Annotated in this window: 21 protein-coding genes and 1 pseudogene; 6 read left to right on the top strand and 16 right to left on the bottom strand. The window is 60.1% G+C overall.

What is annotated here, in order from left to right; genetic code table 11:
- Positions 1–379 precede the first annotated feature (379 nt).
- From AC4PS6_RS17655 to AC4PS6_RS17645, 3 genes are all read left to right on the top strand, one after another.
- The gene (locus tag AC4PS6_RS17655) at positions 380–835 is read left to right on the top strand and encodes a YkvA family protein (RefSeq protein ID WP_014717793.1); all 456 of its coding nucleotides are present in this window, start codon (positions 380–382) and stop codon (positions 833–835) included.
- A gap of 96 nt (positions 836–931) precedes the next feature.
- Entirely contained in the window at positions 932–1,270 is a 339-nt protein-coding gene (locus AC4PS6_RS17650; protein WP_014717794.1) for a helix-turn-helix domain-containing protein, read from the top strand.
- Complete coding sequence (locus tag AC4PS6_RS17645; RefSeq protein ID WP_005786715.1) at positions 1,267–1,638, top strand: hypothetical protein; 372 nt, start codon at positions 1,267–1,269, stop codon at positions 1,636–1,638. The genes AC4PS6_RS17650 and AC4PS6_RS17645 overlap by 4 nt, the downstream gene beginning before the upstream one ends.
- Here AC4PS6_RS17645 and AC4PS6_RS17640 read toward each other — a convergent pair.
- The 8 genes and pseudogenes from AC4PS6_RS17640 to AC4PS6_RS17605 form a co-directional block, all read right to left on the bottom strand.
- A pseudogene (locus AC4PS6_RS17640) lies at positions 1,635–3,404 on the bottom strand (bifunctional diguanylate cyclase/phosphodiesterase). The gene AC4PS6_RS17645 and the pseudogene AC4PS6_RS17640 sit on opposite strands and share 4 nt — an antisense overlap.
- 117 nt (positions 3,405–3,521) lie before the next feature.
- Complete coding sequence (locus tag AC4PS6_RS17635; protein WP_224796967.1) at positions 3,522–5,603, bottom strand: carboxy terminal-processing peptidase; 2,082 nt, start codon at positions 5,601–5,603, stop codon at positions 3,522–3,524.
- Between the two features lie 362 nt (positions 5,604–5,965).
- Positions 5,966–6,619: an HAD family hydrolase gene (locus AC4PS6_RS17630; RefSeq protein WP_072435546.1), complete on the bottom strand. Its 654-nt coding sequence runs from the start codon at positions 6,617–6,619 to the stop codon at positions 5,966–5,968.
- A gap of 33 nt (positions 6,620–6,652) precedes the next feature.
- The gene (locus AC4PS6_RS17625; protein WP_020301072.1) at positions 6,653–7,642 is read right to left on the bottom strand and encodes an ABC transporter ATP-binding protein; all 990 of its coding nucleotides are present in this window, start codon (positions 7,640–7,642) and stop codon (positions 6,653–6,655) included.
- On the bottom strand, positions 7,639–8,439 hold the full coding sequence (locus tag AC4PS6_RS17620; RefSeq protein WP_103451952.1) for an ABC transporter permease: 801 nt from the start codon (positions 8,437–8,439) through the stop codon (positions 7,639–7,641). The genes AC4PS6_RS17625 and AC4PS6_RS17620 overlap by 4 nt, the downstream gene beginning before the upstream one ends.
- Complete coding sequence (locus AC4PS6_RS17615; protein ID WP_032901935.1) at positions 8,426–9,271, bottom strand: ABC transporter permease; 846 nt, start codon at positions 9,269–9,271, stop codon at positions 8,426–8,428. Before AC4PS6_RS17615 ends, AC4PS6_RS17620 begins: the two co-directional genes overlap by 14 nt.
- Entirely contained in the window at positions 9,268–10,074 is an 807-nt protein-coding gene (locus AC4PS6_RS17610) for an alkaline phosphatase family protein (RefSeq protein WP_020301070.1), read from the bottom strand. The genes AC4PS6_RS17615 and AC4PS6_RS17610 overlap by 4 nt, the downstream gene beginning before the upstream one ends.
- Before the next feature lie 216 nt (positions 10,075–10,290).
- Entirely contained in the window at positions 10,291–11,367 is a 1,077-nt protein-coding gene (locus AC4PS6_RS17605; protein WP_336827089.1) for an ABC transporter substrate-binding protein, read from the bottom strand.
- Positions 11,368–11,718: 351 nt separating this feature from the next.
- On the opposite strand from AC4PS6_RS17605, the gene AC4PS6_RS17600 reads away from it, so the two are divergent.
- Positions 11,719–12,432 (top strand): UTRA domain-containing protein, encoded by a 714-nt coding sequence (locus AC4PS6_RS17600; RefSeq protein WP_020301069.1) that lies wholly within the window; start codon positions 11,719–11,721, stop codon positions 12,430–12,432.
- A 146-nt stretch (positions 12,433–12,578) separates the two neighbouring features.
- Here the strand turns inward: AC4PS6_RS17600 and AC4PS6_RS17595 are convergent, their stop codons facing one another.
- From AC4PS6_RS17595 to AC4PS6_RS17560, 8 genes are read right to left on the bottom strand one after another with little or no spacing between them, the layout of a single operon-like run.
- The gene (locus AC4PS6_RS17595; RefSeq protein WP_020301068.1) at positions 12,579–13,532 is read right to left on the bottom strand and encodes a metal ABC transporter solute-binding protein, Zn/Mn family; all 954 of its coding nucleotides are present in this window, start codon (positions 13,530–13,532) and stop codon (positions 12,579–12,581) included.
- Positions 13,532–14,431 (bottom strand): metal ABC transporter permease, encoded by a 900-nt coding sequence (locus AC4PS6_RS17590; RefSeq protein WP_032901932.1) that lies wholly within the window; start codon positions 14,429–14,431, stop codon positions 13,532–13,534. The genes AC4PS6_RS17595 and AC4PS6_RS17590 overlap by 1 nt, the downstream gene beginning before the upstream one ends.
- A complete protein-coding gene (locus AC4PS6_RS17585; RefSeq protein ID WP_073454479.1) occupies positions 14,428–15,174 on the bottom strand; it encodes a metal ABC transporter ATP-binding protein in 747 nt (248 codons plus the stop codon). Before AC4PS6_RS17585 ends, AC4PS6_RS17590 begins: the two co-directional genes overlap by 4 nt.
- Positions 15,171–16,091: a metal ABC transporter substrate-binding protein gene (locus AC4PS6_RS17580; RefSeq protein ID WP_032901958.1), complete on the bottom strand. Its 921-nt coding sequence runs from the start codon at positions 16,089–16,091 to the stop codon at positions 15,171–15,173. Before AC4PS6_RS17580 ends, AC4PS6_RS17585 begins: the two co-directional genes overlap by 4 nt.
- A 19-nt stretch (positions 16,092–16,110) precedes the next feature.
- Positions 16,111–16,671, bottom strand: coding sequence for a DUF6162 family protein (locus AC4PS6_RS17575; RefSeq protein ID WP_103451950.1), 561 nt, complete (start codon positions 16,669–16,671; stop codon positions 16,111–16,113).
- Positions 16,668–16,991 (bottom strand): hypothetical protein, encoded by a 324-nt coding sequence (locus tag AC4PS6_RS17570; protein ID WP_020301064.1) that lies wholly within the window; start codon positions 16,989–16,991, stop codon positions 16,668–16,670. Before AC4PS6_RS17570 ends, AC4PS6_RS17575 begins: the two co-directional genes overlap by 4 nt.
- Positions 16,988–17,524, bottom strand: a complete 537-nt coding sequence (locus AC4PS6_RS17565; protein WP_019817260.1) for a PA2404 family protein — start codon at positions 17,522–17,524, stop codon at positions 16,988–16,990. Before AC4PS6_RS17565 ends, AC4PS6_RS17570 begins: the two co-directional genes overlap by 4 nt.
- Positions 17,521–18,723, bottom strand: coding sequence for a PepSY-associated TM helix domain-containing protein (locus tag AC4PS6_RS17560; RefSeq protein WP_020301063.1), 1,203 nt, complete (start codon positions 18,721–18,723; stop codon positions 17,521–17,523). Before AC4PS6_RS17560 ends, AC4PS6_RS17565 begins: the two co-directional genes overlap by 4 nt.
- A 760-nt stretch (positions 18,724–19,483) precedes the next feature.
- On the opposite strand from AC4PS6_RS17560, the gene AC4PS6_RS17555 reads away from it, so the two are divergent.
- Together AC4PS6_RS17555 and AC4PS6_RS17550 are read left to right on the top strand one after the other, a co-directional pair.
- Entirely contained in the window at positions 19,484–20,641 is a 1,158-nt protein-coding gene (locus AC4PS6_RS17555; protein WP_014717811.1) for a KamA family radical SAM protein, read from the top strand.
- The gene (locus AC4PS6_RS17550) at positions 20,638–22,005 is read left to right on the top strand and encodes an ATP-grasp domain-containing protein (RefSeq protein ID WP_198833745.1); all 1,368 of its coding nucleotides are present in this window, start codon (positions 20,638–20,640) and stop codon (positions 22,003–22,005) included. The genes AC4PS6_RS17555 and AC4PS6_RS17550 overlap by 4 nt, the downstream gene beginning before the upstream one ends.
- The last annotated feature ends 3 nt before the right edge of the window (positions 22,006–22,008 follow it).

Here is a 22,008-nt window from a genome sequence, read left to right as displayed (position 1 = left end):
GGGGCGCCTAAGATCAAAAGCAGATCAAGATCAAGAGCGGCTCGCTTCGCATCGTGGTTAGCGTTGGCTGCTACAGCCTGTAAAGTTGTGTTGATGCCTAAGGCAATCGCAGGCAAGCCAGCCCCTACGTTGAAGCCTCTGCAAATCCAAACGAACGTCCGCAACCGGACACAGTCTGATATAAGACTCGAGCACGGGTAGCCGCACATACATGCCAAGTCAATGAATTCTTGGGTTTTTTTTATGTGCGCAAAAAACGCCCGATCTGACTGTAGGCCTTGTAGTCCGTGGCTTTCAGCCGATAAAACAGGCTCTGTTCACAAGGTTATCCACAATTTGTGTGGATAACCTTTTATATCGCCTGGAACTGGAGTGCCCTATGAAACCACCGTTCACTTTCACCCGCTTCCTGCCTATGGCCGCACGCTTGCTGGGTCGCGGGCGCTTGCCAACCTTGTTGTTTGCCGTTGCAGCCAAAGGCTCAAGCCAAGGCAATCGGCTCGGCCAGCTCAAGGACGATCTCAAATTGCTTCAGGCCCTTTGCCTGGCTTACTGGCGTGGCGAATACCGTGCCATCAGCCCCAAGGCGCTGATTTCGGTGGTAGCGGGGCTGATGTACTTTCTCAGCCCGATTGATGCCATTCCGGACTTCCTCCCTATGTTCGGCATGCTCGATGACATCGCCGTGCTGGCATGGGTCATGAAGACCCTGAGCGGCGAACTGAGCGCGTTTCGTGCCTGGCGCGATGGGCAGCGCCCGGAAAAACTTGCGGTGGTTGAGCGCCTGCCAGCGACGCCTGAGCTGCTGGCCCGGGAAAACCCGCAAAAAAACTAATGTTGCCCGGTATCCCCTGCGACCTTTGTGGCTGTTAGGATTACACTCCTAAGGAAATAACTTACTTAGTAAGTGTTTTTATCCTACGGGGCAGTCATGGATATCCAGATCATTTCACGCGATGGCGCACCCGAATACGCGGTGTTGCCATGGGACCAGTACCAGGCGCTGCTAAAAGCTGCCGGTCAATTGCAACCAACACGCGCTTCTCCTTCTGTTGCACCCACCGCTATCGAGCAGGACCTGCGTCCGCTTGCAGCCCTGCGCGGCCTGCGTGAGGCCAAGGGCCTGGCAATCGAGGCCCTGGCGCGTACCGTGGGCATCAGCCCTTCGTATCTTGGATTGATAGAAAGTGGTGAACGCCAGCCGGATGCCGCCATTCGCCGCAGCCTGGCCTGGGAATTGGGCGTTGCAGGTTGGAGGGATGAGTCTTGAGCTTACGTATTAGTCGTCAACACTGGGATGGGTTGCTCAACGAACTGGATCAGGCGCGGCGCCAGCGCCATTTGCTCACCTACCGTGCGCTGCTTGAGCGCCTGCAATTCCCGACGCCGGCCATGCAGACCCTGGCTGCGGCTCTGGAGCACTTGGCGGCGCTGGATGCCAAGGCCGAGCAGCCGCTGCGCAGTTCCCTAGTGATCAGCCAGGGCGCCAGCCGCCTGCCGCGCACCGGTTTTTTCGAATGTGTGGAGCGTCTGGGGCGGTTCAGCGGGCCTTCCGATGGTGTGGCCGCCGCGTCCTGGCATGCTTCTGAAGTGGTGCGGGTGTTCGAGTACGAGTATCCGGAGTCTGCCGAGGCCTAAAGCGCCTGGGGGCAGGTGTCCATGCTGTCGATCACGTGGATGCTGTAGCCCGCCACATCCTTGGCTTGGTGCTTGGCTTGTGACGCCAGCTCTGCCAACTGGCTGGCATCGAGTTGTGCGCAGGCCTGAGGATACAAATGCACTACACCGATGGACAGCGACAGCAACGCAAACTCCTGGCGCACGCCCTGGCGATTGAGGGCCACGAAGCACCCAGCCTCAAGGTGTTCAGCGCGGTAGAAGCGTCGGCATTGGGTGTGGAAATCGTCCAGCAGTTGGTTGAGCCGCTTGCGCCAGTCCTGCGGGCCCAGCACCAGTAGAAAGTCATCGCCGCCAATGTGCCCGACAAAGTCGCGGCTGGGGTCTACCCGGTCGTTGAGGCACTGCGCCAGGCACAGCAGCACTTCATCCCCGCGCCCGTAGCCGTAGATGTCGTTGAACGGTTTGAAACTGTCGATATCCACATAGCAGATCACCGACTCGCGCTGTTGCTGCAGCAGCCGGGTGAGGCATTGCTGGATCGGCACATTGCCAGGCAACAAGGTCAACGGGTTGGCGTAGCGGGCCTGCTGGATTTTCAGCTCCGTGATCAACTTGAGCACGTCAATGACCCGACCCAGCCCCAGGTAATCACCGTTCAGGGTGATGATGAAATCCTCTTCGATGCGTTGCCGCGCGCGGCTGGTCAATAAGCGGCTGACCTGTTGCAAGGACTGGCTCAGTTCCACCGCCAAAAAATCATCGCTCATCAAGCGACTGATGGGTTTACGTGCAAACAGATCGGTCGCGAACGGCTTGAGCAACGCGTCCGACAACGAGTGCCGGTGCACAATGCCGACCGGGCAACCACGGCCGTCTAACACCGCCAGCGAGTTGAGGTTGGCCTAGCGGCGGAACGATTCCAGCACTTGGGCGGTGGCGGTGTCTTGATCCACGGCGGGTTGCTCATTGAGCAGTGCGCTCAGGTCACTGCCTTCGTCATTGAGGGCCAGCGTGGCGTTATCCGGCTTGGGCAGCATCAGGCGCGCTTCCTGTGGCGGCTTTTCCTGAGGGCGGCAGAGCAGGTAGCCCTGGACCAGGTCGACGCCCATCTCGGTCAACACCGCCAGTTCTTCTGGCAGTTCGATGCCCTCGGCAATCACTTGGGCGCGGGATGCCCTGGCGATCTGCAGGATCGAGCCGACAAACTCGCGCTTGAGGGCGTCCTGGTGAATGCCGTCGATAAAGTGCCGGTCGATCTTCACGTAGTCCGGGCGCAGTTCCGACCACAACCGCAAACTGGAATAACCGGCGCCCAAGTCATCCAGTGCGATGGCAAAACCCATGTCGCGGTAGTGGTGCAAGGCAGTTTGCAACAGCGCGAAATCGTCGGTGGGCGCTTGCTCGGTGAGCTCGATCACCACTTGGCTGGGAGAAATACCGAAGTCGCGCAACAGTTGCAGGGTGCGCCCTGGCTGATGTGCGTGCTCCATCAAGGATTCCGGCGAGATATTGAGGAACAGCTTGCCGGGCAGTTTCTGCTCGCTGAAGCGCCGGCACGCACTCTCTCGACACGCCATGTCCAGTTCGCTCAGGCGCCCGGCATGGCTGGCCACCGAGAACAGCGCAACGGGGGAGTGCAGCGGGCTGTTGGACGGGCCACGACTGAGGGCTTCATAACCGAGGATGCGCCGCTCCGACAGGCAGATGATCGGTTGGAACAGGCTGTGCAAACTGCCTTGAGCCAGGATTGAGCCCAATGCATTCAGCTGTTCGGTCATGGTCATGGCGGTCTCGATCAAAAAAAAGGACCGCAGGCGTAAACCTGCGGTCCTTTTATTTCACGACAGAATGATGTCTATATGATGACACTCCGAGGAGCGATCACATTAAATCGCCATCATTTACTGCTTGGCCACCTGCTTGGTGATTTTCAGGTAATCCAGCAGGATCCGGCCAGTCTCGGCCAAGTAAGCGTCGTCTTCCGGCTTGGTTTTATCCGCCTCGGTCGGCAGCGCGTCTTCATCTTCTTTCTTCAGCTCTTTGAGCGGGTCTTCACCCTTGGCCTTGCGGCGGGTGTTTTCCAGTACCAGTTGCTGATTCTCGATGCTGGAATGCTGTGCACGGCGATCCGCTTCGTTGAGGCTGACGGTCTTCTCTTCCATCAGCTTCTTGGCCAGGGCCAGCTTGTCGCGGATAAACACGAACTCGGCATCCTTGGCGGAGCGGGTGTCATGATCAGCCTTCAACTGCGCCAGGAAGGGCTTGAACGGATCCGACGCCGGCTTGATCGCAGGGCGGATGGTGTCCCACGGCATGGCTTCAGGCAGGGCGCTTTCGCCGATTTCCTTGGTGTCGATGATCGACGGGAAATCGATATCCGGCAGTACGCCTTGATGCTGGGTGCTCTGCCCGGATACCCGGTAGAACTTGGCCAGTGTCAGTTTAAGCTCGCCATGATTCAGCGGCTGGATGGTCTGCACGGTGCCCTTGCCGAAGGTCTGGCCGCCGATGATCAATGCACGGTGGTAGTCCTGCATGGCGCCGGCGAAAATCTCCGAGGCCGAGGCCGAGAGGCGGTTGACCAGCAGCGCCATCGGCCCTTTGTAGAAGGCCCCTGGGTTCTCGTCTTCGAGCACGTCGACACGGCCGTCAGCGTTGCGTACCAACACGGTCGGGCCCTTGTCGATAAACAGGCTGGTCAGCTCGGTGGCTTCCTGCAGGGAGCCGCCGCCGTTGTTGCGCAGGTCGATGACCACGCCGTCGACTTTCTCTTTCTGCAGTTCTGTCAGGATTTTCTTCACGTCGCGGGTGGTGGACTTGTAGTCCGGATCACCGGCACGGAACGCCTTGAAGTCCAGATAGAAGGCCGGGATCTCGATCACGCCCAGCTTGTAGTCCTTGCCATCCTGCTTGAGGTTGAGGACTTTCTTCTGCACGGCCTGGTCTTCGAGCTTCACCGCTTCACGGGTGATGGACACGATCTTGCTGGTCTGGTCGTTCGGTGCATTGGTGTGCGGAATCACTTCCAGGCGCACCACGCTGCCTTTAGGCCCACGGATCAGCTTGACCACTTCGTCCAGGCGCCAGCCGACCACATCGACCATCTCTTTGTCGGCCTGGGCCACGCCGATGATCTTGTCGGCCGGTGCCACTTGCTTGGTTTTGTCAGCAGGGCCTGCCGGCACCAGACGTACGATCTTCACCTGGTCATTGTCGCTTTGCAGGACGGCACCGATGCCTTCCAGGGACAGACTCATATTGATATCGAAATTTTCCGCGTTATCTGGCGACAGATAATTGGTGTGCGGGTCGTAGGACATCGCAAAGGTGTTGATGTAGGCCTGGAAGATATCCTCGGCACGGGTCTGATCCAGGCGTGCCAGCTGGTTCTTGTAGCGCTTGGTCAGCAGTTCTTGAATGGCCTTGGGCTCTTTGCCGGCGATCTTCAAGCGCAGCACTTCGTCCTTGACGCGTTTGCGCCACAGGTCGTCCAGCGCCGCGGTACTGGTCAGCCAAGGAGCGTCCTTGCGGTCCACCAGAAGGGTTTCTTTCTGTGTGAAATCGAGCTTGTCGATACCTTTGTTCAGCTCACCCAACGCGAAATCCAGACGCGCTTTGACGCGGTCCAGGTAACGCTTGTAGATGGTGAAGCCGGGCTGCAGGTCGCCGCTCTTGAGGAAGTCGTCGAATTGGGTCTTCCACTTGTCGAACTCAGCGATATCGCTGGCCAGGAAGTAGCTACGCGAGGGGTCCAGCAGCTTGAGGTAGCTGTCGTAGATGATCACTGAGCGAGCGTCGTCCAGCGGCGGCTTGCTGTAGTGATGGCGCTTGAGCAACTCGACGACGTTAAGGCTGGCAATCACCTCATCGCGATCAGGCTGAAGGTTGTCCCAGCTATTGGCTGCGAACGTATTGGTCGACATCGACGCGAAGCCGAGACCAATGAAAAATGCGAGGGCGGTGCTGGGGAACAGATGCTTCATGCTGATTCGACGCGGGGGCAATTGATAACGCATATTAGGCCGTCTTTGAGGGAGCCGGTTCCATATGGTCCGGTCGCATAATGCAAAAAGCCCGGCGCTACAGCACCGGGCTCAGTCCAGACTCACTATGGAGGCACTGTGAAAGCATTGCAAGGCGTTGACGGTGATGTGGGGGGCTAGAACAACCTCGTCCTACGTCCGGTGTAGTCCATATTGCCAACAGCCTGACCGAATCCTAGATTGAAATGCAGTCAGTGTGGGAGCTGGCTTGCCTGCGATAGCGGTGCACCAGATGAAGAATTCTTCATCTGGCGCACCGCTATCGCAGGCAAGCCAGCTCCCACAGGTTGATGTCTATTGATTCAGGTCCAGTGGTGGATCGGCCAGCCGGCCTGTTCGGCATGGGCGCGCAACACCGGGTCCGGGTTCACCACCTGCGGGTGATCCACCTTGAGCAGCAGCGGTAAATCATTGCGCGAGTCCGAATAGAAATAGGCACCTTCAAGGGTTTCGCCTTCCTGCTCCAGCCATTCCAGCAAGCGCGTGATCTTGCCCTCACGGTAAGTCAGTACATCGACGGTACGGCCGCTGTACACGCCGTGGCTGACTTCCAGGTTAATCCCCAGCACTTCCTCGATACCGATACGCGCAGCAATCGGCGTGACCAGGTGAGTGCCCGAAGCGGAAATCACCAGGATCCGGTCGCCATTCGCGCGGTGGCGGGCGATGGTCTTGGTGGCGTCGCTGTAGATCAGCGGCTCGATGACGTCCTCGACCCACGGCTCCACCAAGTGCTCGATTTCTTCCGGGGTACGGCCGATCATCGGCTCCAGGCTGAAATCCATGAAATCTTCCATCCGCAGCTTGCCCTGGCTGTAGGCATCCATCAGCTCGTTGTTCCTGCGCATGAACGACTCAGGGTCCACCCAGCCAAGGCGGCCCATCTGTTCGCTCCACAGCGTGGCGCAGTCGCCGTGGATCAGGGTGTCGTCCAGATCAAAAATTACCAATGCCATCGGTGATGCTCTCTCTCAATAGGTCGCTGCCTGTCAGGCTACTTCACACAGTGCGCTGGGGTCGATGGAAAGTGCCAGGCGCTGGCCATCCGGGTGCAGGTCGTCGGCCGAACGATTGAGCACGTCCACCACCAGCTCGACGCCACGGGCTTCGATGCGGTAGCGAATCACGTTACCCAGCAGGCTGTGGCTACGCACCAACGCATCGAGCTCGCCGCTGCGGCTCAACTCGATGGCCTCGGGGCGAATCGCGATGCGCCCGCTGATCGGCCGCTGCAGCAGTTGGCTGGCCTTGTCGGCATCGAGCAGGTTGTAGTTGCCGATAAACCCGGCAGCGAACACATCCACCGGCGCGGTATAGAGGGTTTCGGCATCACCGCTCTGCACGATCTTGCCCTGGTTCATCAAGAAGATGCGGTCGGACATGGTCAGCGCTTCTTCCTGGTCATGGGTCACGAAGATCGTGGTCAGCCCCAGCTCGCGCTGGATCTGGCGGATCTGCTCGCGCAAGTGCTTGCGAATACGTGCATCCAATGCCGACAGCGGTTCATCCAGCAGCAGCAGGCGCGGGCGGGTCACCAGGGAGCGGGCAAGGGCGACGCGCTGGCACTGGCCACCGGACATCTGGTGCGGATAACGGCCGGCCAGGTCCTTGAGCTCCACCAGTTGCAGCACTTCTTGCACGCGCTTGTTGCTGTCGTCGGCGTTGACCTTTTGCATGCGCAGGCCGAAGGCGACGTTCTGTGCCACGGTCATGTTGGGGAACAGCGCGTAGCTCTGGAACACCATGCCGATCTGGCGTTTCTGTGGGCTCAGGGGCACGATGTCCTGGCCATCCAGGAGGATCTGGCCACTGTCTACCGGCGTAAGCCCGGCGATGCAGCGCAGCAAAGTGGATTTGCCGCAACCGGACGGGCCGAGCAGGGTGACGAACTCGCCTTTGGCGACCTCGCAATTGATATCGCTGAACACCGGGGTGCCGGCGTAGCTTTTTTGCAGGTGTTGGACGCTGACGAAGCTCATTGGCTTTTGTCCTTGTTCAAGAGAGTGGCGGCCCAGGTCAGTACCAGCACAAAGAAGAAATAAGAGATCACCACGGCGCTGGTGAAATGGCCACTGCTGTTGCGCATGTTGTTGAGGTACACCTGCAGGGTTTCGTACCGGGTGCCGACGAGGATGTTGGCGAACACGAACTCGCCGAACAGGAACGAGAACGACAGCAGCAGCGCCACCATCAGGCCCTTGCGCAGGTTGGGCAGCACCACCAGGATCGCGGCCTGCCAGGTGCTGGCGCCGAGCAGTTGCGAAGCGTCCATCAGGTCGCGCAGGTTGATGGCTTGCAGGTTGTTGGTGATCGCGCGGTACATGAACGGCAGCGCGACGGTGAAGTAGCAGCCGATCAAAATCCACGGCGTGCCCACCATCGCCAGCGGCCCGGACCCGTACAGTTGCAGCAGCCCCACCGAGGACACCACCGGCGGCACCGCAAAGGGCAGCAGGATCAGGATGTTCATCAACGCGTCGAGCTTGGGAAAGTGGTAGTGCACCACGAACAGCAGCGGCAAAATCAACACCACCGAAAGGATCAGTGCGCCCACGCACACCAGCAACGATTGCCCGAAGGCTATCAGAAAGCGCGGGTCGCTCCACAGCTGTACATACCATTTCACGCTGAAGCCGGCGGGCAGGATGGTTGCCGACCAACTGCTGGAAATCGAGTAGACAAAGGTGCCTACCAAAGGCAGCACCAGGATCAGGAACAACAGGTACACCACCACCCGGTGGTAGAGGGAGGCCGAGCCGGCTTCAGCGCGAGACATGGTAGCTCCTCTTGAGCAGCAGTTGATGCACCACCGTGACCACGGTCATCAGCGCCACCAGCACCACGGCCAGGGCGCTGGCCATGTTCGGGTCCAGCGACACATCGCCGGAGACCAGGCCGGCAATGCGAATCGGCAGTACGTTGAAGTTGCCGGTGGTCAGTGCATAGACCGTGGCATAGGCGCCGAGGGCGTTGGCCAACAGGATCACAAAGGTACCGAGCAGCGCCGGGGTGAGCACCGGCAGGCCGATATGCCGCCAGAACTGCCAGCCATTCGCACCGAGCAGGGCGGCCGACTCGCGCCAGTCTTCGCGCAATGCGTCGAAGGCCGGGTAGAGCAGCAGTACGCCGAGGGGAATCTGGAAGTAGGTATAGAGGATGATCAGGCCGGTTTTCGAGTACAGGTTGAAGTCCTCAATGATCCCGGCCTGCTTGAGCATGAGGGTGATACTGCCGTTGAACCCCAGCAGGATGATGAACGCGAAGGCCAGGGGTACGCCGGCGAAGTTGCTGGTCATGTTGGCGAATGCGGTGACGAAGTTGCGCAGCGGCGAATCCACTCGGCGCAATGAGTAGCTGCCCAGGGTGGCGATGATGATGCCGAAGATGCTGGAGTAGAAACTGATCTCCAGGCTGAACTGGATGGCCTGCCGGTAGAACTTCGAGGTGAAGATGCGGGTGAAGTTTTCCAGGCTCCAGCCGGACTCTTCGGTTTGCAGGCTGCTGATCAGCACCCATACCAGCGGCGCGATCTCGAACACGATAAAGAACAGTGCGAAGGGCAGCAGGCATAGCAGGGCCAGCCATTTGCCGCGGGTCAATGCAATCACTTGAGCAGCTCCCGGCACACAGGCTTGTTGTGGGGCACGCCCAGCAGTTCGCAGATGGTGCCGCACAGGTCGGTTTGTTTCGGCGCAGCGTCGCTGTCCAGGCTGAAGGCGTCACCGATGACAAACAGTGGCACTTCCCGTTCTTCGCGCAACAGGCCGTTGTGGGAGCGGTCGTTGTTCATGCCGTGGTCGGCGGTGACCAGTACCTGGTAGCCGGCATCGAGCCAGTCTTGCAGGTAGTCGGCCAGGATAATGTCAGCCGAGCGTGCGCTGTTGCGGTATTGCGCGGTGTCGAGGCCATGCTTGTGACCGGCGTCGTCGATGTTCATCGGGTGCACCAGCAAAAAGTTTGGCGCGTGCTTGAGCCGCAGGCTTTCGGCGTCGGCGAACAGGTGGGAATCGGGGTAGTGGTCATTCCAGTAGAAATGCCCGTGCTGGATCGCCAGCGCCTTGTCGTCGGTATGACGATCGCGGGCGGCGAGAAAGGGCGTGCGGTTATACAACTCGCTGACCCAGTGGTAAGCCGCCGCAGCGGTGCTCAAGCCGGCGTCGGTGGCGTAATGGAAAATGCTGCGCTGGGTGGACAGGCGCGAGACGTTGTTGTGCACGACACCGCTTTGGATCGGCGGCACGCCGGTGAGGATGCACTCGTACAACGGGCGGGACAGGGCAGGCAGTTCACATTCCAGTGTGTAGAGGGCTGCGCGTCCGGCGCCGACATAGGCCTGCAAGTGCCCCATGGCGTGCCGGGCAACCTCGAAGTTGAGGCCGTCGAGCACCACAAGGATGACAGTGTGCTTCATGGGGGCTGGGGCTCCGCAACAGAGGGTATGGCTCAGTATCAACGTGGAATGGGATCAAATGTGGGAGCTGGCTTGTTGTGGCGAGCAACTTTGCTTGCGCTGGGGTGCGGAGCACCCCCAAAAAGCCGGCTCCAGCTACGCTGTCGAGCGGGAGCAAGCTCCCTCGCCACAGCAAGCCAGCTCCCACACTGACCGCCTTTGGATCAGAGAGACCGATTACTTCATTTCTACGATGACTTGCTCGTTCCACATCTGTGGCAGCTTCTTGGACGTCGCTTCCCACGCATCGGCATCCTTGATCGGCTGCGGGTTGGCCTTGGTGTACTGCTCGCCCGGGATCAGGTTTTTGGCAACGTCTGCCGGCAGTTTCAAGTCGGTTTCAGCCCGGATCGGACGCGCATTGCCGCGTGCCAGGTTGAGCTGGCCGGCATCGCTGAAGATGTATTCGCGGGTGAGCTTGGCGGCGTTCGGATGCTTGGCGTATTTGTTGATGAGGGTGGTGTAGCCGGATTTCACCGAGCCATCCGAGGGGATCAGCACCACGTAGTCATCGGGGTTGGCCATCTTGGCCTTATAGCTCAGGCCGTTGAAGTCCCAGACGAGGCCCACTTCGACTTCGCCTTTTTCCATGGTAGCGATGGTCGGGTTGGACAGCGAGAGGCGACCTTGCTGGGCGATCTTGGTGAAAAATTGCAGGCCCGGCGCGATGTTTTTCTCGTCGCCTTTGTTGGCGATGGCCGCGGCGAGTACTGCGTTCGAAGCCTGGGCGGCGGTGCTCACGTCACCCACCGATACCTTGTATTTACCGGTTTGCAGGTCAGCCCAGGTGGTGGGCACTTCGGAGCCGTGCAGCAGCTTCTTGTTGACGATAAAGGCAATGGTACCGGTGTAAGCCAGGGCCCAGTGACCGTCCTTGTCTTTCGCCCAATCCGGCACCTGTGCCCAGGTGGATGGTTTGTACGGCTGGGTCACTTCTTGCTTTACCGCGATCGGGCCGAAGGCCGCGCCCACGTCACCGATATCGGCGCTGGCGTTGTCCTTTTCGGCTTTGAACTTGGCGATTTCCTGGGCCGAGCTCATGTCGGTGTCGATGTGCTTGAGGCCGTAGGTTTTGGCCAGGTCTTCCCAGGTGCCTTTCCAGTTGGCCCAGTCATCGGGCATGCCGACGCTGTTGACGGCGCCTTCCGCTTTGGCGGCGGCTTCCAAGGTTTTTAGATCGGTATCAGCAGCCATGGCGGCGGTGCACATGACAATGGTCGAGCCTAACAGTGATGCCAGGAAAAGCTGTTTCATCCGAAGCTCCTTTGGGCGTTTTCAACGCGGCGTTTTATCTGAACGTTAGCGGTGGTTTGGTCTAGGTCAGCAATACCTGAGCCAATCTAGGCCCCCTGGATGACAGTTTCATGTCGATGTCGTTTTTGAAGCGCTGATGTCGTTCAGCTCTGACTTAGCGTAGACCATGCCCAAGTGCCCGCAGGCCTTGGACTTGGCCGATGTATTGCAGGGTGTGGAAGACGCAGTCGACAGCCTTTGTCATCTGTCGGTCATCTGGAGTGCCTAGGCTGGCACCCAGCAGCAAAAGCCCAGATAGAGCGCGTTTTATGCACCTGAACGGTGCTGGTCTAGTCCAGATAGGTAACGTTGATGCGTGATGAGGCAATCAAGGCGGTAACTTCCATCGGCCTGGCGCTGCAGGAGCAGATCGACCACGGCCTGTTGCCGCCTGCCAGCAAACTGCCCGCCGAACGCAAGCTCAGCGAGTTGTTTGGTACCACTCGGATTACCGTGCGGGAAGCCTTGTTACAACTGGAGGCTCAAGGGCAGATCTACCGCGAAGAGCGTCGGGGATGGTTCGTCTCGCCGCCACGGCTGGCCTATAACCTGATGCAGCGCAGCCACTTTCACGCCATGGTCAGCGACCAGGGGCGCGAGGCTTCCACGCAGGTCATCTCAGCACGCTTGCAACCGGCGTCGGCGGCGGTGTGCGCGTGGTTGCAGTTGCCGGCGTTGTCGAGCGTGATCCAGATTTGCCGGGGGCGCAGGATTGACGGGCGCCTGGTGTTGTATGTGGAGCACTATCTGAACCCGCAGTATTTTCCGGGGATCCTGGCGTGCGATTTGAATCAGTCGATGACTGAGCTGTATGCCAGCAAATATGACTTGCACTACGGGCGGGTGCGTTTCGAGATTGTGCCCACCTCGCTACCGGTGGAAGCGGCCGCTGCACTACGCGTCTCGGCAGGCAGCCCGGGCTTGCGCATCGCCCGGGTCAATTACGACCAGCATCAACGCCTGATCGACTGCGACCTGGAGTTCTGGCGGCATGATGCGATTCATGTGGGTGTGGATGTGGTGTAGCGGCTGGTGCACCGCGAACCCATGTGGGAGCTGGCTTGCCTGCGATGGCATCGACTCGGTGCGCCTGATAAACCGAGGCGTCCGCATCGCAGGCAAGCCAGCTCCCACATTGAACCGAGTTTTTCTCTGACGGATCGGTGGCTTGCCTAGGGTGTGAGTGCCTTGATCACTTGGTCTACATTGGTTTCCAACTCCGTTACCGGGTCGGCGCCGTCCACATTCAACACCAACAGTCTGGAGCCGCCGGCAGTGACGGCGGTTTTGACTGCATCGCTGGGTTGACGGTGATGCAGCACCACCGCCACAGCGTTGTCCTTCAACGCGCTGCTAAGTTTTTGCAGCGCCTCGGGCGTCCACTCGGCGTCGGGCCGTGCATCGGTGCTGAGCACTTCCAGGTTCAGGCTGCTGACCAGGTACGCGAAGTGATCGCTCAAGCTGAGCACACTCAGGTTGTCGGCCTTGGCCAAGCGCGCCTCGCTGTCGGCGGTGAGCTTGAGTAAACGCTGTTTGAGCGCGGCCAGGTTAGCGTCGATCCTGGGTTTGGCAGCCGGCGCCAGGCGGCTCAGGTCGGCGGCCATCACGTCGGCCATGCGGCCCATATTGTTGCTCGATTGCCAGGGTTGGCTGTTCAAGCCATCGGTGACCCCCGGTTGTACTGCGATACCCGGCAAGCCGCCGTCCACCGGGCGTGCGGCATCGACTTCGACGATACGGATATTGCTGCGTCGCGCCACGGGGTACAGCGGGTCATCGGCCCACAGCGAGCGCAGGCCGATGGCCGCGTCGGCGTCCAGCGCCAACTTGTTCAATGCCGCAGCACCGCGGCCGGTGAAGTAGGACACCTGCCGCGAACCCGGCAGATTGGCCGGTGCGGCGCGTTCAAGCGCTACGTTGGTGCCTGTGAGCAGCGCCTCGGCCAAGCCGTAGGTAATCGGCAGCGACGCCAGCACCTTGACCGGCGGCTTGGTCTTGGTCAGGGCTGCGTGACCGAGGCCCTGGTTGACTTTGAAGTCCTTGGCGTCGAAACCGTCGACGGCCAGTGCCGACGTACTCATCAAGCAAGCGATGGCCAGGGCCAGTGGGCGAAAGACAGGGCGCATTATCCAAGATTCCCTTTGAGGCTGGGCACAACGCCACGGGCGATGGCCGCGAAGGCGAAGGCGATACCGGCAACCAGAATGATGGCGGCGCCGGATGGGATGGGCAGGTCGAAGATGATCGGCAGCAGGATGCCGCACAGGGTGCTGACGGTGGCGATCAGCACCGAGATCCAGAAAAACCCTTTGAGTGACTGGCTCAACAGGCGCGCCGCAGCGGCAGGAATCACCAGCAAGGCACCGACCAGGATTGCGCCGATGACCTTGACCGCGGCCACGGTGATCAGGGTCACCAGGATCACGAACAGGTAGTCCAGGCTTTTCACCGCCACCCCGCGCACTGCTGCCAATTGCGGGTTGAAACTGGCCAGCATGATGCGGTTGTACAGCGGCAATGCCAGGGCCATCACCAGCGAGCCGACAATGGCCAGTACCAGCAGGTCGTTGCCGTTGACCGTCAGCACCGAGCCAAACAGCACGTTCTCGAGAATGTGCACGTTGATCTTGCCGGCCAGGATCAGCAGCAGGCTTGCCCCCAGTGCCAGGGACACGGACAGGAACACGCCGATCAAGGTATCGGGCGCCAGGCCGGTGCGGTTACGCAGGTAATTGAGCAGGATGCCGAACAGCAGGCAGTAGCCAAACAGGCTGCCATAAGGCCCGGTATAGGGTTCGCCCAGCAGGATGCCCACGGCCACGCCGGTCAGCGCGGCATGGCCGACCGCTTCGGAGAAAAACGCAAAGCGCTTGACCACCACCAGCGTGCCCAGGCCGCCCAGCACCGGGCCGATCAACAAGCCGGCGAGCAGGGCGTTGACCACAAACCCGTAGGCCAGGGCTTCGGGCAGGTAACCGGCAGAGGCCCAGCCCTGGACCATCAAGCGAAAGGCTTCATAACTCATGGCGCCGGGCTCCGAGGGTGGGTGGAGAACAGAGTGAGCAGGCGGTCCGGGGTCAGCGCCTCTTTCGGTGTGGCGTCGAACAGCACGCGGCGGTTAAGACCGGTGACGCGGTCGGCCAGGCGGCCCACGGCCTCCAGGTCGTGCTCGATCCACAGCACGGTAATCCCGGCCAGGCGCCAGTCGTTCAACAGCCGTTCGAACACCTGGATACCCGCCTCGTCGAGGGCCGACATCGGCTCATCCAGCACCAGCAACTGCGGCGCAGGAATCAGCCCCTGGGCCAGCAGTACGCGCTGGCGCTCACCGCCGGACAACGCGCCCATGCGGCGCTTGCGCTTGTCTTGCATGCCAACGCGCTCAAGGGCATCGCCAATCGCCGCTGCGTAATGCCTGGAAAGGCCCAGAAACGCCGGACGACGCTGGCACATGGCAGCCATGAAATCGTCCACGGTCATCGGCAAGCCGCGGTCAAATTCCAGCGCCTGGGGCACGTAACCGATGGTGCCGGGTGTGGTTGGCCATTCCAGGCTCAAACGCCCCTGGTGCGGCGTCTGCCCCAGCAGGGTCTTGATCAGCGAGCTTTTACCGCCGCCGTTGGGACCTACCAGTGCGTGGATGCTGCCCGGTTGTACCTGGAAACTCACGCCATCGAGGATTGCGGTGCGCCCCAGGGTCAGCGAGACCTGGTCGAAGTTCAGGGTGGGGCCGACGTTGACGGCGTTCAGGTGCTGCGCGGCGGTCATGCTCCCGACTCCTGAATCGCCCGTACCACGGTGTTGAGGTTGCCGGTCATCTCCACTTCGTACTTCTCTGCGCTGTATTCGCCGTAGGAAATATGCGACAGCGGGTACAGCTTGACCCCGGATTCACGCTGGATGGTATCGACGTAGGTGGACGGGAAATCCATCTCCGAGAAGATCACTTTCACATCCAGAGCACGCAGTTCATCGATGGTCTTTTTCAGCTGGCTGGGGCTTGGCTCGATACCGTGGGCCGGCTCGACCACGGCGGTGACTTCCAGGCCAAACTCGCGCAACAGGTAGTCGTAGGCCGCGTGTACGGTGGCGACACGTAGGTCGGGGTTGGGCGCGCTGGTCAGCTTGGCCAGGGCGTCGGCGCGCATCTGGCGCAAGCGCTTGCCGTAGGCGCGAGCGTTCTGGGTGTAGGTTTTGGCGTTGTCCGGGTCGAGCTTGCCCAACTCACGGGCAATGTTATTGACCTGGGCAATCGACGCGCTGATCGACAGGAAGGTGTGCGGGTTGACCACCTTGCCCGCACCGCGTGCCGCGTTACCTGTAGCGGCGAGCAGCGGCACGTTGGCATTGGCTTCGATCACCGGGATGTCCGGGCGCTCGCTGGTGGCGATCATACGGTCGGCGAAGTCGTCATGGCCGACGCCGTTGAGCACGATCACATCCAGGGTGCCGATGCGCTTGATGTCTTCGGCGCGCGGCTCGTAGGCGTGCGGGTTGAAACCGGCGGGAATCAGCGGCACCACCTCGGCCTTGTCGCCCACGATATTGGCCACGTAGCTGTAATAGGGGTGCAAGGTAATGCCGATACGCAGGCGCTTGGCCGCCTCGGCATTGGCAAGGGGGGTGAGCATCAGGCTGAACAGGCCAACCAGTAAAAGGCGCAACAGGGGCGATGACATGGACATGGGCAATCGGTCTTCTCGTTCAGTGACGGTGCTGGCGGGTGACGCCAGCATCGAATTGCGCGACCACCTGCTGCCAGCCGGCCGCGATCAGCGCCTGGTCAGTGAGGTCGGAAGGGGCGGCAAGGTTGGCGCTGCGGTTGAGCCAGATATCCGGCTCACTGCCTTGCACGCGCATCAGCAGCGAACCGCTGGTGGCCGGCGCCTGGCTCAAGCCCAGGTAGGCGGCGGGTGCCAGCAGCTGCCAGCGATGGCCGCCACGGCTGACCGAACTGGCATCCTGGACAAAGGGCGCGAAGCCTTCTTCGGCCAGTTGCTCAGGCGTCGGCAGGGCGCTGTGTTCCTGCTGCAACAGGTGGATTTCATCCAGGGTCACCCGCAGGTCGGCGTAGATGCCTTGCTCGGCGGCGCTCAGGTCGCGGCGGGCGTCCAGCTGGTGGCTGGGCACTGCCGCGACTTCCTGGGTTTCCCCGTGCAGCGCCACGACCGTGCCCGCCACCGCGAGGATGATCAGGCACAACAGCAACACATAAAGGGTTTCGTGGCCCGCGCCGGCGGGGCGTACAACCTGTGTGGTACTCATTGCGACGGGATATCCGCTTGGTCGATTTCCACCACGTGGCCGGGGCCGGCATCGAACAGCACGTAGAACTCGGCGGCGGGCTTCTTGAAGGTCAGGGTCGAATCTTCGCCGAGCTTGCCCGGCACCAGGATGGTTTCGTCGTAGCCGATCACATCCAGGGTTACGCCGGGGGCGCCACTGCCGTCGGAGAAGCCGCCTTTGCACTGGATCTGCTCGCCGGGGATTTCCTTGCATTCGCACATCGGGTTGTGGGCGAAGGCGGTGGTGCTCAGGCCGGCGCACAGCAACAGCGCGGCGCGGGTGAAGCGCTTGAACGTCATGGTTTGACTCCTTGCTTGTTCAGCCAGGCAATGGTGGCAGGCGAGGCCTGGCTCAGCGGGATGGAACCCTGGTGCATGCTGCCGTCCCACCCTTCCATGGTCACCCATATTTCGGCGTCCGCCGGGGTGCGTTCTGGGATCGGCAGGGCGGCGCCCATGCGGTACGGCGTGCCGAAGAAGATCACTCCGGCGGCGCGCAGGCTGCGGGGTTTGCCGATACGCAGGTAAGTGGCCTTGACCTGCTCGGCACAGGTATCGCACAGGGCAGCGTTGAAGAACTTCATCGGGCCAGCCGGGTTCGGGCTCGGGCCTTCGTTGCGAAACTCAGCCAGCGTCAGGCTCCAGGGACCGACTTGCACCTGCCCGGCCACGCGCTCGCCGATGCCGGTATCCCCGCGAAACAACGCGGCGTCGGCAAAGTATTTGGGCATGAACCCCAGCGGCACCAGCAACAGCAGGATGTTGATATGGAAACGCCATTTCAGCCAAAAGGCGCGCAGCGGGGACGGCGGTACGGTTGCAACCTTGCTCATCGCTGGGCCTCCGAGGTGTCGGCGTGCATGGCCGGGATGGGCGCGTGCTGACGTTGCGTCTTGGCCTCGCGCTTGAGGGCGTTGAGGGTGGCCAGAGCGGTGCGCTTGGTCCAGATCAGCAAGCCGCTCAATACCATCATGCTCAGCACCAGGCCGAAGAATGCCCAGATCAGCTTGATCCACAAACCGCCAAAGTCCCCGGTGTGCAGTGGGCGCATCGACTCGGTGACGAATTCCAGCGGGGTACGGTCGGACAACAGGTTCGAGACCGCGATTTCACCGTCATAGGGGTTCAGCTGTGCGGTCTGGAACATCAACGGGTACCAGCCACGCCCGCCGATCTGCAGGTGGCTGTAGGCGTTGCTTGGCATGAACACAAAGCTGGCGTCCAGGCCGGGGATCCGCTCGGCGGCGATGTCGATCGCCTTGTCGATAGGGATCATCGGTGCCGGCACGCCCGGCGCCGACAGCGGCACCTTATCCCGTGCGATCACTGGCACGATGGGTTCACTGGAAATGGATATCTGGTTGTCGCCCAGGACAGCCTCGATCAGGAACCAGGTGCCGGTGATAGAAATGACCGCGATAAACCAGATCGACCAGATGCCACTCAGGCGGTGAAAGTCGCCCCAGAAGATCCGCGCACCGTGGCGGATGCGCAGGGTAGGGCGCAGGAAGCCTTTCCAGAAGCGCTTGTACACCACCAGCCCGGTGACCAGTGAAGCCAGCAGCGGCAAGCCCAACGCAGACACCAGGTACCAGCCCCAGCTGTACCCATTGGTGAACGGCACCAGCCACCAACCATGCAGGGCGCGGGTGAATTGCTGGAAGTTGAATGAGGGGCTGATGCCCTGGAGCGCGCCGGTGTAGGGATTGGCATACACCTCCACGGAGCGCCCGTCCGGGTAGCTGAGGCCGACGCTTAGCGCGAAGTGCGATTCATCCGGGCGGATGATGGACTGGACGATGGCCTTGGGCTCATCGTGCTTGATGGCCGCGATCACCTGGTCAAAGCTCAGCGGCTGAGCGTCATCCGACGGCTTGCTGGCGCGGATATCCGGGTTGGCCAGCCACACGATTTCCTGGCTCACCACGGCCAGCGTGCCGGTGACGCAGACGATCAGTACAAAGAACCAGATGGGCAACGCCAGCCAGCTATGGACGAGAAACCAGAGTTTGGAGCGTGACTTCTTCGACATATGAATGAGGGTCTTGATCGGAGGGGGCAATAGAGGCCCGGAAAAGGCCAGTCGTAGCTTTTGCTGACGCGACAGGCTGTATCTAAGTTAAGACGGATGAGCATGAGAAATCCCTAAGGTGGATATGAAAGAAAATGTTTCAGGTTCACATTCAGGCCGCATTTATGCGCTGATCGAACACGCAGTACGCCAGCCCGCAGGCGTTCAGCGGCTTGCGTTAGGCCGGGGCAGACCTCCAAGGACGTGATCATGCCGCTGTGTGATGTCGTCAGCAGCCACGCATCTGAGCGCCACTTCCTCGCGGCCAACCCCTGGCTCAGCTGAAGTGCGGCTACGTAGTTATATAAGTAGAAATAACGCTCTCTATACTCACTGAGCGTGTTGCTTTCAGTATTATTTGTTTTTCAAATAGCTGGGCTTGAACGAAAGCGCCCCTTGTCATTACGGGGTGTTGGCGCGGGTGCAGGTTAATTCCAGAGGAGTGACAAGGTTATTGTATTGACACAGTGGCGGGCATCGGCTTTAGTGAGTGCGGACTTGGAAGTCGCAATAGTATAAAAAGGAAGTTAATCGCATGACCGTGCTAGTCGTTTATTCGCGCCATCACGTGGTGAACCGTTATATCTCTCTGGTGCCGGTGATCAAGTTAGTTACTTGATTGTGGTCTGTCGCCTGCCCGTCGATTGTCATTGTTGCGAATCATACTTTTCCTGTGCTGGAAAAGTACGCGTCCCTATGCCTTAACAGAGAGTTCAAACTCATGTCGATTTTTGATCAAGCCATGCATCGTTCAGTTCAATGGCAAGACTGGCGTTGGCAGCAGAAGAATGCCATCCGCGATGAACCTGCACTGCGCAATGCCTGCGGTGGATGGGACGAGGCCACAACGGCGCATATCGAGCACAACTTGCAAGATCGCAAGATGCAGATCACGCCTTATTACATTGATTTAATCAAGCGTTCACTCACCAGCGCAGAGGTGATGGACCACCCCCTGTGGCGCCAGGTAGTACCGTATTGGAGCGAACAGGTGCAGGGCGACTACGACGGCAGTTCCGAAAACTGGGAACTCAATCATGAGATGAAGACGCCCATCTGCCAGCACAAGTACGACAACCGCGTGATCCTGCGCACCACCAACACGTGCAATGCCTATTGCCAGTTCTGTTTCGAGGCGCTGCGCACGCTGCAGGTGGGCACCGACAAAGCTAACGCCAACACTGACTCGTTCAAGGATTCGGTGGAGTACATCCGCGGTAACCCAGCGATTGAAGAGGTGATTCTCAGCGGCGGTGACCCACTGATGCTGGCCGACCGCAAGCTTGAGGAGATGCTGGCCGCATTGCGCGGCATTCGTGATGATCTGCTGATACGCATCCATTCGCGGGCCTTGAGTTTCAACCCGTTTCGCGTGACCGATGAGTTGGTGGCGATGCTGGAGAAGTACAAGGTCAATGCATTTGGTGTGCATGTCTGCCACCCGCTTGAGCTCAGTGCTGATTTTGCCGTCGCGGTTAAACGGATTCAGGGTGTGGTCCCGATTGTATTCTCTAACATGCCGCTGTTGCGTGGCGTGAATGATGATGAAGCGACGTTGCATAAATTATTCATTGATCTTTATCGTTTGGGCGTAAAGCCATATTACTTATATCACTTCATGCCGTTTTCACCCGGTGCTTCAGAGTATAAGGCGTCGATCAGCCAAGCCATCGCCATCATGGATCGGCTCAAACGCCGTGTATCGAATATTGCCCTGCCCGAGTATGTACTGCCTCATGCACAAGGCAAGTTCACCGTGCCATTGTTGGACTTTGAAAAGCCTGAAGACTTACCGCATTTTGAAGTCCGCGATGGGCAGCGGACTTACCGTTTTCGCAACTGGGAGGGCCAATGGTGCAGTTGGCAGGATGCGGTATGAAACAGGGTGCGATTCTGTTTATTGATGTAGATGACAGTGCTTGCGCTCGCTACCGCTACCGGGAACCGCATTTCACGGTGGCCCGCGCCCACGGTTTGGCGTGTTTGACGGCCGCCGTGGCGGGGCGCAAGCACCTGCAACGTCTCAGGGACGACAGTGACGAAGTGTTCCTGCTCGAAACGCTCAGTGAGCAGTCTGTCCTGGAGTTGGTCGGACAGTTGGACGGGCGTTATCAGGTGCGTGGGATTTTCTGCCAGGCCGGGCACCCGTCCGCACAAGGGGAGGTGGGCTGTATCGTCGCGCAGGCGTGTCAGCGGTTGGGCTTGGTCTACAGCCACCCGGAGGCGATTGCCGCGTGCAATAACAAGTTCTTGATGCGCCGCGTGTTGAAACAGCATCAATTGCGTTCGGTACCGTTCGTGCTGTGCAACAACGAACAGGAACTCCAGCAAGGCGCCGAGCGCGTGGGTTATCCACTGATCGCCAAACCGCCCTTTGGCGGGGCTTCGGCGTTTATCAAAAAATGCTCGAGCTGGGAGGAGCTACGCAGCCACTATTGGCATTTCGTAAGTGATCATGGCGCCGCCGCTTATGCGGACTTCTACGGCTGTGCGCACGCCCTGCCGCTTGAGGATGGGCTGCGGCGTGAATACTTGCCAGGCCACAGCATTCTGCTGGAAGGTTATATTCCTGGCATCGAAGGCAGTGTGGAATGTGTGATTGTCGGCGAGCGTGTCCATCCGCTGCTGATCAATGAAAAACTGCTGCTGACCGAGCGCAGCGGCACGGTCCTGGAGAACCTGCTGATTTCCCCGCCGACGTCGTTCAGCCAGGCCCAGTGCGAGCAGATCCGCCAGTACGCGGTGGACTGCCTGCACGCGGTGGGCCTGACCAACGCTGTGGTGCATTTCGAGTTTCGTATGACGGACGCAGGGCCGGTGGCCATCGAGATCAACCCGCGTCTGGGCGGACTGTATGTGAACTCGGCGTTCCGCGACCTGGCCGGTATCGATCCTTATCAGCTGTACATGGGATTGTTGTTGGGCGAGAAGGGCATCAATGCACAGTTGGAGGCTGGCGCACATAAGGTTGCCGATGCGGGGCAACACTACGCGATGCTGGCGATTTATCCGCAGCACAGTGGCCTTTTCAGGGGCATTGACGGCCTGCAGTTCCTCGACCAACACCGCTCGGTGCTGGAATACGCCCCGCAGGACCCCGGCCACTACATTGACGCGGATATCGAGGAGCATTATTTGCTCAAATGCTGGGCCCAGGTTGGCAATGCCGCCAACGCCCATGCCTTGCACGATGCGTTGCAGCAACATCTGCGCATCCTCATCGATCCACCGGTTGCAGGATAGCGA

The sequence above is a fragment of the Pseudomonas sp. DW-iso17 genome (assembly GCF_058725345.1).
This window is presented reverse-complemented; position numbering and strand designations above follow the sequence as displayed.

What these genes read in the sequence shown, in the direction of transcription:
- AC4PS6_RS17655 (WP_014717793.1), top strand. Translation starts at nt 380, where the DNA reads ATGAAACCACCGTTCACTTTCACCCGCTTCCTGCCTATGGCCGCACGC.
- AC4PS6_RS17650 (WP_014717794.1), top strand. Translation starts at nt 932, where the DNA reads ATGGATATCCAGATCATTTCACGCGATGGCGCACCCGAATACGCGGTG.
- AC4PS6_RS17635 (WP_224796967.1), bottom strand. Translation starts at nt 5,603, where the DNA reads ATGAAGCATCTGTTCCCCAGCACCGCCCTCGCATTTTTCATTGGTCTC.
- AC4PS6_RS17630 (WP_072435546.1), bottom strand. Translation starts at nt 6,619, where the DNA reads ATGGCATTGGTAATTTTTGATCTGGACGACACCCTGATCCACGGCGAC.
- AC4PS6_RS17625 (WP_020301072.1), bottom strand. Translation starts at nt 7,642, where the DNA reads ATGAGCTTCGTCAGCGTCCAACACCTGCAAAAAAGCTACGCCGGCACC.
- AC4PS6_RS17620 (WP_103451952.1), bottom strand. Translation starts at nt 8,439, where the DNA reads ATGTCTCGCGCTGAAGCCGGCTCGGCCTCCCTCTACCACCGGGTGGTG.
- AC4PS6_RS17610 (WP_020301070.1), bottom strand. Translation starts at nt 10,074, where the DNA reads ATGAAGCACACTGTCATCCTTGTGGTGCTCGACGGCCTCAACTTCGAG.
- AC4PS6_RS17605 (WP_336827089.1), bottom strand. Translation starts at nt 11,367, where the DNA reads ATGAAACAGCTTTTCCTGGCATCACTGTTAGGCTCGACCATTGTCATG.
- AC4PS6_RS17600 (WP_020301069.1), top strand. Translation starts at nt 11,719, where the DNA reads ATGCGTGATGAGGCAATCAAGGCGGTAACTTCCATCGGCCTGGCGCTG.
- AC4PS6_RS17595 (WP_020301068.1), bottom strand. Translation starts at nt 13,532, where the DNA reads ATGCGCCCTGTCTTTCGCCCACTGGCCCTGGCCATCGCTTGCTTGATG.
- AC4PS6_RS17590 (WP_032901932.1), bottom strand. Translation starts at nt 14,431, where the DNA reads ATGAGTTATGAAGCCTTTCGCTTGATGGTCCAGGGCTGGGCCTCTGCC.
- AC4PS6_RS17585 (WP_073454479.1), bottom strand. Translation starts at nt 15,174, where the DNA reads ATGACCGCCGCGCAGCACCTGAACGCCGTCAACGTCGGCCCCACCCTG.
- AC4PS6_RS17580 (WP_032901958.1), bottom strand. Translation starts at nt 16,091, where the DNA reads ATGTCCATGTCATCGCCCCTGTTGCGCCTTTTACTGGTTGGCCTGTTC.
- AC4PS6_RS17575 (WP_103451950.1), bottom strand. Translation starts at nt 16,671, where the DNA reads ATGAGTACCACACAGGTTGTACGCCCCGCCGGCGCGGGCCACGAAACC.
- AC4PS6_RS17570 (WP_020301064.1), bottom strand. Translation starts at nt 16,991, where the DNA reads ATGACGTTCAAGCGCTTCACCCGCGCCGCGCTGTTGCTGTGCGCCGGC.
- AC4PS6_RS17565 (WP_019817260.1), bottom strand. Translation starts at nt 17,524, where the DNA reads ATGAGCAAGGTTGCAACCGTACCGCCGTCCCCGCTGCGCGCCTTTTGG.
- AC4PS6_RS17560 (WP_020301063.1), bottom strand. Translation starts at nt 18,723, where the DNA reads ATGTCGAAGAAGTCACGCTCCAAACTCTGGTTTCTCGTCCATAGCTGG.
- AC4PS6_RS17555 (WP_014717811.1), top strand. Translation starts at nt 19,484, where the DNA reads ATGTCGATTTTTGATCAAGCCATGCATCGTTCAGTTCAATGGCAAGAC.
- AC4PS6_RS17550 (WP_198833745.1), top strand. Translation starts at nt 20,638, where the DNA reads ATGAAACAGGGTGCGATTCTGTTTATTGATGTAGATGACAGTGCTTGC.